General features: G+C 38.4%; 21 protein-coding genes. 15 read left to right on the plus strand and 6 right to left on the minus strand.

Annotation, left to right across the window (positions count from 1 at the left end):
• Positions 1-164 precede the first annotated feature (164 nt).
• The 4 genes from PCH02S_RS31185 to PCH02S_RS31195 all read right to left on the minus strand — a co-directional run bounded on the left by PCH02S_RS31185 (position 165) and on the right by PCH02S_RS31195 (position 3,677).
• Positions 165-881, minus strand: coding sequence for a VIT1/CCC1 transporter family protein (locus PCH02S_RS31185; RefSeq protein ID WP_174806848.1), 717 nt, complete (start codon positions 879-881; stop codon positions 165-167).
• 295 nt (positions 882-1,176) lie between these two features.
• The gene (gene cydS / locus PCH02S_RS37115) at positions 1,177-1,308 is read right to left on the minus strand and encodes a cytochrome bd oxidase small subunit CydS (protein WP_407670150.1); all 132 of its coding nucleotides are present in this window, start codon (positions 1,306-1,308) and stop codon (positions 1,177-1,179) included.
• 3 nt (positions 1,309-1,311) lie between these two features.
• The gene (locus PCH02S_RS31190) at positions 1,312-2,340 is read right to left on the minus strand and encodes a cytochrome d ubiquinol oxidase subunit II (protein WP_127458000.1); all 1,029 of its coding nucleotides are present in this window, start codon (positions 2,338-2,340) and stop codon (positions 1,312-1,314) included.
• The gene (locus tag PCH02S_RS31195; RefSeq protein ID WP_127458001.1) at positions 2,337-3,677 is read right to left on the minus strand and encodes a cytochrome ubiquinol oxidase subunit I; all 1,341 of its coding nucleotides are present in this window, start codon (positions 3,675-3,677) and stop codon (positions 2,337-2,339) included. The genes PCH02S_RS31190 and PCH02S_RS31195 overlap by 4 nt, the downstream gene beginning before the upstream one ends.
• Positions 3,678-3,963: 286 nt before the next feature.
• Here PCH02S_RS31195 and PCH02S_RS31200 point away from each other — a divergent pair, with 286 nt between their 5' ends.
• Positions 3,964-4,338 carry a DUF2512 family protein gene (locus PCH02S_RS31200; protein ID WP_127458002.1) on the plus strand — a complete coding sequence of 125 codons (375 nt, stop codon included), beginning with the start codon at positions 3,964-3,966 and terminating at the stop codon, positions 4,336-4,338.
• 79 nt (positions 4,339-4,417) lie between these two features.
• Here the strand turns inward: PCH02S_RS31200 and PCH02S_RS31205 are convergent, their stop codons facing one another.
• Positions 4,418-4,612, minus strand: coding sequence for a YgaP family membrane protein (locus PCH02S_RS31205; RefSeq protein ID WP_127458003.1), 195 nt, complete (start codon positions 4,610-4,612; stop codon positions 4,418-4,420).
• A 497-nt stretch (positions 4,613-5,109) separates the two neighbouring features.
• Here PCH02S_RS31205 and PCH02S_RS31210 point away from each other — a divergent pair, with 497 nt between their 5' ends.
• The 14 genes from PCH02S_RS31210 (at position 5,110) to PCH02S_RS31280 (ending at position 12,940) form a co-directional block, all read left to right on the plus strand.
• Entirely contained in the window at positions 5,110-5,889 is a 780-nt protein-coding gene (locus PCH02S_RS31210; protein ID WP_127458004.1) for a sulfite exporter TauE/SafE family protein, read from the plus strand.
• Between the two features lie 13 nt (positions 5,890-5,902).
• Complete coding sequence (locus tag PCH02S_RS31215; RefSeq protein ID WP_127458005.1) at positions 5,903-7,051, plus strand: MBL fold metallo-hydrolase; 1,149 nt, start codon at positions 5,903-5,905, stop codon at positions 7,049-7,051.
• A gap of 26 nt (positions 7,052-7,077) precedes the next feature.
• On the plus strand, positions 7,078-7,392 hold the full coding sequence (locus PCH02S_RS31220) for a rhodanese-like domain-containing protein (RefSeq protein WP_127458006.1): 315 nt from the start codon (positions 7,078-7,080) through the stop codon (positions 7,390-7,392).
• 28 nt (positions 7,393-7,420) lie between these two features.
• Entirely contained in the window at positions 7,421-7,999 is a 579-nt protein-coding gene (locus PCH02S_RS31225) for a sulfurtransferase TusA family protein (RefSeq protein WP_127458007.1), read from the plus strand.
• A gap of 23 nt (positions 8,000-8,022) precedes the next feature.
• Complete coding sequence (locus PCH02S_RS31230; RefSeq protein ID WP_127458008.1) at positions 8,023-8,421, plus strand: DsrE/DsrF/DrsH-like family protein; 399 nt, start codon at positions 8,023-8,025, stop codon at positions 8,419-8,421.
• A 122-nt stretch (positions 8,422-8,543) separates the two neighbouring features.
• Complete coding sequence (locus PCH02S_RS31235) at positions 8,544-8,768, plus strand: sulfurtransferase TusA family protein (RefSeq protein WP_127458009.1); 225 nt, start codon at positions 8,544-8,546, stop codon at positions 8,766-8,768.
• 72 nt (positions 8,769-8,840) lie between these two features.
• Positions 8,841-9,185, plus strand: coding sequence for a DsrE/DsrF/DrsH-like family protein (locus PCH02S_RS31240; protein WP_127458010.1), 345 nt, complete (start codon positions 8,841-8,843; stop codon positions 9,183-9,185).
• Positions 9,186-9,200: 15 nt separating this feature from the next.
• Complete coding sequence (locus PCH02S_RS31245) at positions 9,201-9,584, plus strand: peroxiredoxin family protein (RefSeq protein ID WP_127458011.1); 384 nt, start codon at positions 9,201-9,203, stop codon at positions 9,582-9,584.
• A gap of 114 nt (positions 9,585-9,698) precedes the next feature.
• Positions 9,699-10,109 (plus strand): rhodanese-like domain-containing protein, encoded by a 411-nt coding sequence (locus tag PCH02S_RS31250; protein WP_127458012.1) that lies wholly within the window; start codon positions 9,699-9,701, stop codon positions 10,107-10,109.
• Between the two features lie 68 nt (positions 10,110-10,177).
• Complete coding sequence (locus PCH02S_RS31255) at positions 10,178-10,660, plus strand: DsrE/DsrF/DrsH-like family protein (RefSeq protein ID WP_127458013.1); 483 nt, start codon at positions 10,178-10,180, stop codon at positions 10,658-10,660.
• 39 nt (positions 10,661-10,699) lie between these two features.
• Positions 10,700-10,960: a metal-sensitive transcriptional regulator gene (locus tag PCH02S_RS31260; RefSeq protein ID WP_127458014.1), complete on the plus strand. Its 261-nt coding sequence runs from the start codon at positions 10,700-10,702 to the stop codon at positions 10,958-10,960.
• A gap of 22 nt (positions 10,961-10,982) precedes the next feature.
• Entirely contained in the window at positions 10,983-11,369 is a 387-nt protein-coding gene (locus PCH02S_RS31265) for a rhodanese-like domain-containing protein (RefSeq protein ID WP_127458015.1), read from the plus strand.
• 357 nt (positions 11,370-11,726) lie between these two features.
• The gene (locus PCH02S_RS31275) at positions 11,727-12,110 is read left to right on the plus strand and encodes a DUF302 domain-containing protein (RefSeq protein ID WP_127458017.1); all 384 of its coding nucleotides are present in this window, start codon (positions 11,727-11,729) and stop codon (positions 12,108-12,110) included.
• Between the two features lie 461 nt (positions 12,111-12,571).
• Positions 12,572-12,940 carry a YidH family protein gene (locus PCH02S_RS31280; RefSeq protein WP_246069331.1) on the plus strand — a complete coding sequence of 123 codons (369 nt, stop codon included), beginning with the start codon at positions 12,572-12,574 and terminating at the stop codon, positions 12,938-12,940.
• A gap of 185 nt (positions 12,941-13,125) precedes the next feature.
• On the opposite strand, the gene lgt is transcribed toward PCH02S_RS31280, so the two are convergent.
• Complete coding sequence (gene lgt / locus PCH02S_RS31285) at positions 13,126-13,923, minus strand: prolipoprotein diacylglyceryl transferase (protein WP_127458019.1); 798 nt, start codon at positions 13,921-13,923, stop codon at positions 13,126-13,128.
• Positions 13,924-14,049 lie beyond the last annotated feature (126 nt).

Below are 14,049 nucleotides of genomic sequence, written 5' to 3' on the forward strand. Positions count from 1 at the left end.
AGAACTATAGCACAATAATAACAGGCTGCCACTATGCTGGCAGCCTGTTCAAGTAACGGGCAGAAGAGCACAAGATTCGAGTCGCAGGATTATGCACCGACAGGTCTAGAATTGGTTCAAAGCATCCCTCAGATACTTCCATAATTCCCCCCCCTTTAGTAAAACTAAGAAATTAGTTTAGCTATTAGAAAAGCAAAGCCTGCCGCTACCCCCCCTACTAATGTTGTTTGCCAGGCACTTTTGATTGGTTTGGATCCGGTGAATTTTCCCTTTATAAAGCCAAATAAAAATAGAGCAATTAGTGTGACAAAACACGAAACGATCAGTGCAGATTGCGGATTTTGAATGAATATATAAGGAGATAAAGGAATGATGCCGCCTACAATGTATGACAATCCGATCGTTAATGAACTATTTCGAGCTCTTTTAGGTTCGGGTTCCTCCAGTCCCAGTTCGTGTTTCATCATGAAATTAACCCATACTTCCGAATCTTCGCTAATTGCTTTTACGACAGCGATAACTGTTGGCTCAGGAAGGTTCAATTCGCGCAAGATGACTGCTACCTCTTCCCGTTCCCGTTCGGGTAAATCAATAATTTCTCTTCGTTCACGTTCCAATTCAGATAAATAATGTTCCCGATCCGTACGCGCAGCAAGATATCCACCTAGTCCCATTGCAATAGATCCTGCCGATATTTCTGCCACTCCCGCAATAACAACTAGACTTGTGTTAGAAATGGTTCCGGATAATCCGGCAGCAAGGGCAAATGGGACGGTCAATCCATCCGCCATCCCGATCACAACATCCCGAATAAGGTCTGAAGCCAAAAAGTGTTTTTCTTCATGCCTCTCTTTTTGTATAACATTTTCTTGTTGTTGCATGAAGTTTCTCCCTTCGTATAGATGCATTTGTAAGCTTTGTTGTGCTAACGCAGAACGATATCAATAAAAAACTGGCGATAGTCTAGGACTTTATTTTCTCGTCCGATGCTGTCGCTGTTTCTTTTTATTGAGTAAGTCTAAAACTCATTTTACGAAGTATGCCGATTTTGTAATTCTAAAACCCGTGTGGGATCAGCAACTCCAGTCTAAAACTTTATATTCAACGAACACTTTAGGTGCAAAGACATAGGGGAAATTATAAGTGGACGATGTCTGATATCCGGCTTTCTTTTTTCTAACCACTTCTTTCCTCATAATTTTCGTCCCCTTTAACTCTTTCTTTACCCATCCTCCCCCAGCCAAAAACGACCGTAAGAGAGGCTATAACAATAATTGGTGGCAAAATCATAATTAATATGAATTCCAACATCTATTCTCCTTTAGGGTGCATCTGACCTCGCACATATCTGATATTAAATAGAAATAGTTTCATTAAAAGGAAGAGTGAAGGAATTAGAAGCAATAGTCCGGTCAAAAATGCAATAATTAGGGCTATTGCCATGGACTGATTTGTAAAGTGTTCATACATAGATAAGTAAGGGTAAAGTAGATAGGGTAAGTGAGATGCCCCATAACCGTAAAAAGCAAATGCAAATTGAACCATCACGCAAATAAAAGACACCCCATAATTCTTTTTCTTCCAAACGAAATAAACAGCTGCCAGAAAGAACAGAAACGAACATGCAAACATCCAAGATAACTTCGTGATGTGCTGATAATGTTCGGGGTTATGCAAGTTAATTGAGTAAAAAACGATTAAACTACAAATGATCGTCGGAGCGCTCCAAATTAGTGCCCATCTACGTACAATTTCCAGAGCTGGCAGGTCATTTGCTTTGGCTGCGTAAAATGTTAAAAACATGGCAGAAATATAAAGGACACTAACTATTGCAAGCAATACAACGGACCATGAGTAAAGACTTAAAAACAGCTTGTTGTATTGTAATAAGATCTTACCATTCTGAATTTCAATATAACCACCTTCTGAAATTGTAAGTACTGTTGATAATGAAGCAGGAATCAGAAGTCCAGTTGCACCATATAAGAATGCATAAATTTCTCTACTCTTTATGCCATATGTATTAAATGCATAGTAGGAACCACGTATAGCAAGAAGTATGATGGCTACACTACCAGGAACTAATAAGGCTGTTCCATAGTAATATGCGGTATCTGGGAAAAAGCCTACGATCCCGACAATAAAAAAAATGAGAAAGACGTTCGTTACCTCCCACACAGGAGATAAATACCGTTTAATGATATTCTGTATAACGTGTTCCTTTCTTGTTCTATAACTGTAGTAACTGAAAAATCCAGCCCCAAAATCAATAGAAGCTACAATTAAATACCCGTACAGAAAAGTCCATAGGACTGTAATTCCCACCACTTCCAAATTCACTTGAAAGCACTCTCCTTATTTTGCAACTTAAGCTCGTCTTCCGGCGTATTGTTTTTAAACATTTTCAGCAAAACACGTAAACACGAAATCCCCAAAATCACGTATAGGGCGAGAAACACAACAAAAAGTAATCCAACATGTTCAGATGTCGTAGCACCCTGCTGTGTCTTCATATACCCGCGCAAAATCCAGGGCTGTCTGCCTACCTCGGCATATATCCATCCATATTCAATGGCAAACATAGCGAGTGGAGCTCCGATGACAATCGCGGCAAGGAGCAGTTTGTTGTAAGGATTCCCTTTACGAAACCAAAAAGCAAGAATAAACAATAAAGGTATACTGGTTAGATAACCACCAATACCAACCATGGCATCAAAAGTGTAATGAATCCAAAGCGGAGGGATTTCATCCGCAGGAAAATCATTTAATCCCTTTACTTCGCTCTCAGGATTTCCATGAGCAAGCACACTTAATGCAAATGGGATTTTCCATCCATATTTAATTTCGTGTGTTTCGGTTAAAATACCACCTACAATTAAAGGTGCATGTGACATCGTTTCAAAATGCCATTCCCCGGCTGCCAGCTTTTCAGGCTGATATTTCGCCAGGTATTTCCCAGACAAATCACCAATCAAGAAAGTGGATATTGCAAAAACAAGTGCTGCAAAAAGCGTCATATTCAATACTTTCTTATAGTAAATATGACGTTTACCCTTTAATAAGGCGTATGCCGCGTTCCCTGCAATAATAAAAGCAGACGTAAGATAAGCTGAAACCAATACATGGGAGACTTTAGTTGGACTTGCAGGAGTAAACATAGCCTTAAGAGGCTGTACGTTACCTATAATCCCATCAACAATTTCAAATCCTTGCGGAGCATTCATAAAGGAATTAACAAGGGTAATAAAAAGTGCAGAACATGACGCACCAATGACTACAGGAACAATAAACAAAAAATGAATTTTCGGTTTAAATCGATCCCATGTATACATATAAATACCAAGAAAAATGGCCTCGAAGAAAAAGGCGAATATTTCCATAAACATAGGTAAACCGATAGCTTGTCCAGCTATCCTCATGAAATTGGGCCACAAAAGGTTAATTTGTAGACCAAGAGCCGTCCCAGAAACAACCCCAACGGCTACTGTAATGACATATCCACGTGTCCACCTTCGTGCCATCAAGGTATAATGGGGGTCATTTCGACATATACCCATCCATTCCGCCAAGGCAATAAGAACGGGAGTTCCGACTCCGATGGTTGCAAAAATAATATGAAATACAAAAGTCAAAGACATTAGTGCACGGCTGTAAATAACCGGATCATTAGCAAACATGAATTCAACAACTCCTTTATACAATACCGGTAATCTTCTCCATCATGACTAAAACAGATGATGAGAAATTGATAATAGTAAGATAACTGCAATGACCAAGCATAGAATAATCAACTTTTTTTCCTGCCTTTGATAACGTTCCACGACAGTTCCCTTTCAAAATTCGAATGTTCTTTAGTATCATCAAATTCATAAGAAATATGTATATATTACCAATCAATATTTCGGTAGCAAAAGGCAATGCTAAGAAACAGAAGTACATTTTAGGTGAAAGAAGGCAAAGAAAATGCTGCGAATGCTTGGGAAAATGTTTTTGAAGTTACTACTAAATGGAGTTTTTATAATCCCCCTATTGATGTATTTAACGCAAGCCACTCTTACAGAGGCATTCTTTGCCACTTATACTTTTTCTCTAATGTCTTATGTTGCAATTGATCAATTGTTTTTAAGAGTCACCAACAATGGGGTCGCTACTTTAGCAGATGTAGGGCTTGCCTTTGTTTTCTTTTGGTTGGTCGAGAAATTCTTCTTCCATTGGTCCATAAACTTTATGAATGTAGCGATAGTTGCTTTGGTTTTTGGCATCATAGAGTTCTTTATGCATAGCTATTTTCAGAAGGACAGGGGAAGACTTGATCGACATAGTTTTAGTGATAACTAATTTAACTAGGTCCTGTGAAATAAAAAACAGAAGGAAAACTCAGATCCTGAGTATTTCTTCTGTTTTTAACAATTTTGTTTCAAGACTTACTATCAGCTTTGCAATTCGATATCCCCAAAACAGCATTCAGTGGACAATAACGAGTTGTTCCCGTAACAATAGGCGCTATTCCAATTAAGCCCCACCAACTTTTGTAATATAACCCAGCAAGAACAACGGCAGAACCAATTGTAATTCTTATAACTTGCTCCGTTTTTCCAACATTACATTGCATGATAAAACCTCCGAAGTATGGTTAATGCTGTTACGTTCACAGCACACATTGAATATGTTGTCCTTTTTAAGACAAACAATCACTCAAATGAGTTTGTATTTTCATGGGTTGACGCAAAGTATAGTTTGTGAATTTATAAGACTGTGCGAGGTTAGAAAGGAAATACACCTTAAATGCAGGAATTGCAAGTACAATATCCAAATGTGCAATGGGGGTTGACGAAATATAAAAAATTTATTATAGTATTCACATACCCCAACGGGTATGGGTATTATTGAAAGAGGGGTGACTATTGGCATTAGTTCATGCCACAGATTATTTTTACACTCCATGAAGCTAATTCTTTCTGCAAACTTACTCAAGCTCAATGGGTGACTATGAAAAAAAACAAATTGAGAAACGGCAATTTTTTTGCTCAAAAATATACCCTATGGGGTATATGAAATTCGGTCATTTGAGCATGATAAACAGGAAATATTGTAGAAAGGCAGGAGTCTATGGATATAACGTGGATATTAACCATTTTCGTGATTGGCTTCCTTGGCTCATTTATCTCGGGTATGGTGGGCATCGGTGGATCAATCATCAACTACCCGATGCTGCTATTTATCCCTCCGGCATTAGGCTTCGCAGCTTTTTCCGCTCAGGAGGTATCAGCTATCAGTGCGGTTCAGGTATTCTTTGCAAGCTTGATGGGGATGCTTGTTTTCCGCAAAGGAGGACTTATACACAAGCAATTAGTTGCCTACATGGGTATTTCCATCATCATCGGTAGCTTTTTGGGAAGCTTTGTTTCAAATTCCTTGCCAAGCGCAGTTATCAATATGGTTTATGCGGTATTAGCATTAATTGCGGCAATCATGATGTTTTTACCTAAAAAAGGCAGTGATGCTCAAGATGTTAGTAAAGTTAAGTTTAACAAGCCCTTAGCTGTTATTCTTGCATTAATTATAGGAATCGTGTCAGGGATTGTGGGCGCCGCTGGTGCGTTCATTACCGTGCCAGTTATGCTCGTTGTACTTAAGATTCCAACAAGAATAGCGATAGCATCTTCCTTAGCTATTACTTTTATATCATCCATTGGTTCAACCACAGGTAAGCTAATGGGAGGGCATATGCTATTAATTCCTTCCATCGTACTTGTATCTGCTAGCCTAATTGCTTCACCAATAGGAGCCAAGTTAAGTAAAAAAATCAATACCAAAATGCTTCAATGGATTTTGGCTCTGCTCATAACAGCAACTGTGGTTAAAATTTGGATTTCAATCTTATTTTAGGAGGAAATTAAACATGGTAAATCAAGTTCAATTGCAAGGAATGAGCGCGGCAGAATTAGCGAAAAAGGTTTTAAATAACGAGCCGATTTTTATCTTAGATGTGCGTAATGAAAGCGACTTTAATGATTGGAAGATCGAAGGTAAAAATGTTCATGTATATAACACGCCATATTTTGATTTGATCGACGGGGTAGAGGCTGTATTAGATCAAATTCCAGATGATAAGGAAATCTTAGTCGTTTGTGCCAAAGAAGGCTCATCGAAATTTGTTGCGGAACAATTGATCGAACAAGGTAAACAACATATTTCTTACCTGGTTGGAGGCATGAAATCCTGGAGTGAACATTTGGAACCCGTTAAAATCGGTGATTTGAAAGATGGAGGAGAAATTTTTCAATTTGTCCGTATTGGTAAAGGTTGCTTATCCTACATGGTGATCTCGAACGGTGAAGCTGCCGTCATTGACGGCGTTCGGATGACAGAAGTTTTTGAAAACTTTGCAAAAGATAAAAACGTAAAAATTAAACATACGATCGATACGCATCTTCACGCTGACCACATATCTGGGGGGCGGCAATTAGCTGAAAAAACAGGAGGCACGTATTGGTTGCCGCCCAAAGATGCAGATGAAGTGGTGTTTCATTTTGAGAGACTTGAAGAAGGAAACAGTCTTGTCGTGGGCGATACCGAAATTAAAATACAGCCTATTTATTCCCCGGGGCATACGATCGGAAGCACATCTTTAATCGTTGATAATCAATTCTTACTGTCTGGTGACATTTTATTTGTAAAGTCAATTGGTCGCCCTGACTTGGCGGGTAAAGCGGAGGATTGGGTAACAGACCTTAGAACAACGTTGTATGAACGTTATAAGCAATTGTCAGATGACTTAATTGTGCTTCCTGCCCATTTTGGCAAGGTAACAGAGCTAGGCGAAGGAGGCATGGTATCTGGCCGTCTCGGTGACCTGTATAAGGCAAATCCAGGCTTGAATATAGAAGATGAATCGGCATTCCGTCGGACTGTTACAGAGAATTTGCCGCCACAGCCTAATGCTTACCAAGAAATACGGCAGACCAATATGGGCAAGGTTATGCCAACTAACGAGGAACAAAGAGAGATGGAGATTGGACCCAACCGTTGTGCAGTTCATGATGCTTAGAAAGTAAATCATATTGAGGAGGAACAATGGCGATTTATAAAGAGCAACTCCCGGAAGAAGTTTTAGGAAGAATCAACAGGAAAGAAAATGTAGTTATTCTTGATGTGCGGGAACATGATGAGTGGGAGTCCGGTCACATTCCAGGTGCCAAACATATTCCGTTAGGTCAAATCCCAAGAGCGCTCAACGAAATCGACAAGAAGCAAGAAACGGTCGTCGTCTGCCGTAGCGGTAACCGAAGTGGGCAAGCGTGTGATTTCCTCTCTTCAATGGGCTATAACGTGCTCAATATGCCAGGAGGCATGTCGAAGTGGACTGGGAAAATAGCTTACGGTAAATAAGCATTTTATATAAACGGAGGTTATGTTCATGACAACACTACAAGTGAATCGCCTATTAGAATGTGAAGGGCTTGCCTGTCCGCTGCCCGTAGTTAGAACCAAAAAGGCGATGGATGAGATGAACGCAGGCGAAGTATTGGAAGTGCGTGCAACAGATAAAGGATCGATTGCCGACCTTAAGAGTTGGTCCAGCCGTACAGGACATCAGTATCTAGGGTTAAAAGAAGATAATGGCGTGTTTCACCACTTTATTCGCAAAGCTGAACTAGCGGATACGAAAGCAGAAAAAAAATACCCGCATACTGCTACAAATGAAGAAGTTCACAAAAAAATTTCTTCAGGAGATGCAATCCAAATCATTGATGTGCGGGAACCCGCTGAATATGCGTTTGGACGTATTCCAGGAGCCATTTCGATTCCTCTAGGTCAGTTTGAAGAAAAATTAACCGGGCTTGATCCGAGCAAATCCTATTATGTTGTTTGCCGTACCGGAAATAGAAGTGATATGGCCTGCCAAATCCTATCAGACAAGGGATTCCAGAATGTTAAAAATGTAACTCCTGGTATGACTGAGTGGAGTTATGATCAAGAGCAAGATTTAAAATAAAAATAAAAAGGAGACGAATTAACATGACAAATAAAAAAGTAGCTCTTATTGCATCAACGGGTGGTCTGGAGACGGCATACAAAGTTTTGAACATAGCTACAGCGGCAGCTGCTTTGGATGCTGAGGTAGCCATCTTCTTCACTTTCGAAGGATTGTCCATCATTCATAAAGAATCAGAACAATTGCTACAGCTTAAACCGGGCAACGAAGGACTGGAGGAAGGCTTTAAAAAAGCCAATGTTCCATCGGTTAAAGAACTTATTGAAATTGCCAAAGAATCGGGAGTTCGTCTTATTGGTTGTCAAATGACGATCGATGTAATGGGGTTGGAAAAGGAACATTTTATCGAAGGAATTGAACTCGGAGGCGCTGCGACATTCCTAGACTTTGCTTTCGATGCCCAAGTGAGCTTGAACTTCTAGGAGATAATTATCGCGCTATTAATCGAGGTAAAATCATGTCCAACCTTAGTTTGCAGTAGAACTAAGCTCGAATGGTTGTGAGTTTCATCATCTTGAATGAATAGACAAGGAGAGATCATATAATGTCAAACTTAGTTGTAGATGCAAAAGGACTTGCTTGTCCTATGCCGATTGTTAAAGCGAAAAAAGGAATTGATTCCCTGGAACCTGGACAAATTATGGAGTTGCAAACAACCGATAAAGGTTCTATGAAGGATTTTCAGGCTTGGGTAAACCAAACCAAACATGAACTCATTGAATCCAAAGAAGACAATGGCGTATTCACCTTTATTGTTAAAAAGGGATAAATAAAGTTGAAAAAGGCTACCACTTTAATCAGTGGTAGCTTTTTAAAAATCTCAAGAAATGAGGTTATGGTCATGAACAGAAGTCGAATGATCTACTTTGTTACATTGAGCTCAAACGCATCAATCGTTTTGAGGCAAGCTGTTGATCAATCTTCACAAAATGAAGTCTTTATTTTTTTTGATTTATATGGCTCCAAGGTTTTGGATAAACGTTATCTTCATGAACTTAAAGAAAAAGAGGCAATTGATTTTAGCGACTTGCTGCATAAAGCATTAGATAAAGGAGTCAAGCTGTACGGATGTCAGATGAACATTATGTTTCAAAATGGTTTGGAGTGTATAGACGGAGTAGAACTCGCTGGTGTTGCTACATTTCTAGATCTAACCTATGACGCGGATGCCGTTTTAAGTTACTAGAGGGAGTGGAATAAAATGGATCCTAAAAAAGTAATTGTTTTCGCACTGCATGACGAATTAGAGTCCGTATATCCACCTTTGAATATATCTATAGGTGCTGCGGCAACAGGTGCTGATGTCCTTTTAGCCTTCTCTAGAAGCGGTGTAAATATTTTGGATCACCATTATATCCCCATACCTTCAAGGGGCAAAGAATATCTAGCCAATGCTATACACGATTTTAAGGCTTCTTCTATTGGAGATCTTTTATCGATAGCTGTTAATTTAGGAGTTCGTTTTGTTGTTCCAGATAGTGACGCTCCAGATAGTAAGATTGTATCTGAGCTGCCTTTTGAAAAAGTACCTTTAAAATGGCTGTTAAACGAAGCTGCTACCGCAAATTTATTTGTACACTTTTAGATTTGTTCCTTTTTCACCAAAATTGCCACAATTCGTTCGTTGCATATATACCCTGTAGGGTATAATATTTATTTTGTGAATACGAACTAGGAAATTGAATAGGAGGGTTGTTGCTTGATTAAATACTTTATATTTTCGGTCCTCTTCGTTTATTTCATTCAACGTATCAGACCTGTAAAAGGTTTGAAAAAAATAATAGCATCATCTTTTTCTTATCTTATTAAGGACAAACCAGCTCATTTAAAATTACTTGATGTAAGAGATCAGTTTGATTTCTATGCCGGTCATATTGAAGGAGCACTTAATATCTCTCTTGGAAGATTGCCTTATGTTAAAAAGTCGGAAATACATGTTGATGATGAAATCATAATAATTGCGGACTCGAATAACCACTGCAAGAGAGCAGCAAGAGCTCTGAAAAAAAGTGGGTATCACCATCTAACATATCTAGAGGACGGTATGTCAGCTTATCAAAGATTTCAGGAGAATCATCAGAACTATAGTAAGCTTCAAACATGTGTGTAAATGTAAAATTTTTTTTGATTTATATAGTACCCATACTAGTATGAGTAACAAATGAAAGGATGATTTTCATGTTAGAAAACAAAGAAAAGTCGACGATTGTACTTTTTAGTGGTGAATTGGATAAGGCTATTGCAGCATTTATTATTGCAAACGGTGCAGCTGCTTATGACCATGAAGTAACAATCTTCTTTACCTTTTGGGGGCTTAATGCGCTCCGTAAGGATGAATCAGTTCTTATCAAAAAAGGATGGTTGGAGTCCATGTTCGCCAAAATGATGCCGCGTGGTGCGAACAAGCTAGGATTATCAAAAATGAATTTCGGGGGACTAGGTCCCCAAATGATCAAGCATGTTATGAAAAAGCATAATGCTCTAACATTGCCGCAACTAATTGAATTAGCTCAAGAGCAAGGGGTTAAAATGGTAGCATGTACGATGACGATGGACCTGCTAGGATTGCAAAAGGAAGAGCTTCTCGATGGTATCGAGTATGCTGGGGTTGCTGCTTATTTAGGTGACGCGGCAGATGCAAAAGTGAATTTATTTATTTAAACTTATTACTGCTTATATAAATGAGAGGGAGGTCATTCTATGCAATATGATGATGATGTAAAAAAAAGATTAAAGAGAGTAGAAGGTCAAATTCGAGGTGTTTTAAAGATGATGGAGGAAGAGCAGTCTTGTAAGGATGTTGTAAGCCAATTATCCGCCGTAAGAAGTGCTGCTGATAAAGCAATTGCCTATATCGTTGCCGTAAATTTGGAACATTGCATTCTAGAAGAAAAAGAAGCAGGAAGAGATTCGAGTAAAATGGTCAAACAAGCAATCGATTTGTTAGTGAAAAGCCGCTAAGTACCAAGAAAAGAGGCATGAAATGAATTATAATTCCATTATTAACATCGTAATGATTGTTCTCCTCGTCTGGTTTGTTTATTCCAGATTTGGCGGAGTAAAAGGTCTTAAGAATTTAAAGCCCGATCAATTTCAGGATGAGTTGAAGGAAAACCGTAATAGAATATTAATTGATGTCCGTGAACCCGGTGAATTAAAACAAGGTTATATTCCGGGAGCGATAAACATTCCCTTATCTCGAATAAAACAAAGAGTTAGGGAGATCCCAGCAAATAAAAATGTTTACTTGTATTGCCGAAGTGGTATGAGAAGCAAACAAGCAGCGCGAATACTTCAAAAGAATGGCTTCCGAGAGCTTTCACACTTACAAGGCGGAATTATGTCTTGGAGAGGGAAACTAACAAAATGAATAAAAAATCATTAGCTCATGGAGATGATGCTAATGATTTTTTTGTGCTCTACATATATTTCAACCGTTTGCAAATACTTATGTTGTTACAACGTTATAATGCTCTACATAGCCCTCTAAGGATGGTATGAATTCCTTTTCGTAATGATCTTTTGGGCAGGACTTAATAATATGCGAAAGTAATGTATTTGATTTATGGGTGAGAAGTGTATCTTTGCAAATAGGGCACTTTTCTTGAGTGAGCTTATTTATAAATCCCATTCAACATACCTCCTAATTCCGATTGTTATACTATGAATTATACTATGGAGTTGGATTAATTGTAAATAAAGAATTTGAAAGGGAGTTAAAACAAATATGTTTCATTACACCGTTGAAACAAAACAGACAGTAGAACAAGTCATTGCAAGACTCGAACTTAATTTAAAGGAAGAAAAATTCGGTGTTTTATGGCACTTAGATATGCAGGAGAAGTTAAAGGAAAAAGGAGTTGAGTTCAATCAAAAATACCACATTCTTGAAGTCTGTAATCCAGTTGAAGCGAAACGTGTCCTAAGTGAAAATGCAATTGTTGGATATTTTTTACCATGTAAAATAACTGTATACGAGGATGGAGGAAAAATAAAAATAGGACTTCCTAAACCAACAGCATTAATTGGAATGGTCGATAGCGAAAAACTTCAAAGTATTGCGGAGGATGTTGAAAAACGATTAATTTCTTGTATTGATAAAACCATATAGTCTAAGTGGCCAAAGAGACCGATAATGTAGTGTCGGTCTTTTTGCAATCTTATTAATTAATTTGTATATAAAAGCGGTTTTTGCTCCAATAGCTTTTGTATGAATATTTGGGGCTGAGAGGGATAGCCGTAATCTCTCCAGCTTCTAACTCAATGCGAACAATCTAGCGTGACAGAATGGAGATTCCCAAGCCAGCAAAAACGGCTTTTTTAACTCATATGACTGTTTAATTCGTAAACCGTTTCTGGATGAACTAGTTGATTTAAGACCGAGTACCGGAACCATGTTCCCTGAGAATCCAGGTGGCCGTATTGCTTTCAATACTAGTTTATCTCCTGATTACTCTGTTTGGATTAGAGTAACAATTTAACATAAAAGGAAAGGACTCAAACCAGTTTATTATGTTATTGGTTTGAACCTTTTATAATACTGTGGAGATAGTATAAACGAGGAGGATACATTTGGAGGAAGGGAACACACACGAATCGAAATTTGTCCAACAGCACCTTGCAAATGAGCGAACGTTTCTCGCTTGGGTCCGAACAGGAATCGCTGCCGTTGGAATTGGTTTTTTGGCTTCGGGAATCGTATTTCGAGCTACCCAATATTCCTATTATATTCATAAAATCGCTTCAATCGTAGGAATAAGCTCAGTTACTCTTGGCGTACTTGTTATTGTGTTAGCTACGCTAGATTATTTTTCTAAACGAAAAGGAATAAACAATGAGAGCTTTCGCTCGTCAAAAATAATTGTTGTGTTCATTTTTCTTTCTCTTATATTAATTGGTTTGATGTTGGTTTTACTTATTGTTCTAATAAACCCTTTGTAGGAGATTGCTTTGCAAGAGGAAAGGAGAATAATCAAACCTTCAGATCACCTTCTCTGGTGATATGGACTATTGTTAGTTTAGCTTCAATTGATTTGTTTGTTTTGATTTTAGTTTGGTCTTATTTGTTATTTTAAAAGTAAAAAAAAGAGTCCCACCAACATACATGAGTCTCGTTATTTAAAATGCTAGTTTGGTAAATCAGCCTCAGAGCGCTTTTTATCATTGTAGTGAAGATAAATACCAGCAAGGATACATAAAATAATGACACCTACAGCTGTCCACTGTGCGGTTGTCCATTGAAATAAATATTTTGGAGTATCTCCTCTAAGCATTTCTAACATAAATCTACCGGCGTTATAGATTGCGTTTGTGATTAAAAATAAGTATCCCCGTTTCATTTTTCGCTGAAGAAGAATCATGATAAGGGCAAAAATAATAATGTCCATTTGTCCTTCCCATACTTCTGCAGGGTAAAGAGGCTTATCCCCGTATGTATCCCTAGCGATAGTGCCTTCAGGATAAAGAATTCCCCAGTTTCCACCCGTGGGATCTCCGAAGGCATCACCATTCATCAGATTTGCATCTCTTCCGATACTTTGCCCTAATATTAATCCGGGAGCACACAAGTCAGCTAATTTCCAAAAAGATATTTTATGCTTTCTAACATACCAAATAGCGACTATAACTGCTCCGACAATTCCCCCTTGGATCGAAAGGCCGCCATGCCAAATGGCAATAATCTCTCCAAGATGCTGGGAGTAATAACCCCAATCAAATAAGAAAACTTGCCAAAATCTTGATCCCACAATCGCACCAATCATCATAGGAATCAACAAATTTGTAAGATGGTTTGCGAGTTCATGCTTCTTTTGCAATTTTGCTAAAGTAAGCGTTACCCCATAGCCCAAAATTATGGCGAGAACAAACAGAATGCTATAAGACCGAATCGGAAACGAACCTATGAAAGCTAAATATTGAAGCACTTTGGTAGCTCCTTTGCATTATGGTGCAATAATTATAACATTATTTATAACCTTGTCCTAAACAATATTAAGGCGGATTTCTTGTTACTATTTGTGTGTGCCTACACTAACGTACTTTGAATCGGT

The organism is Paenibacillus chondroitinus NBRC 15376 (assembly GCF_004000765.1).
Lineage (GTDB): Bacteria > Bacillota > Bacilli > Paenibacillales > NBRC-103111 > Paenibacillus_E > Paenibacillus_E chondroitinus.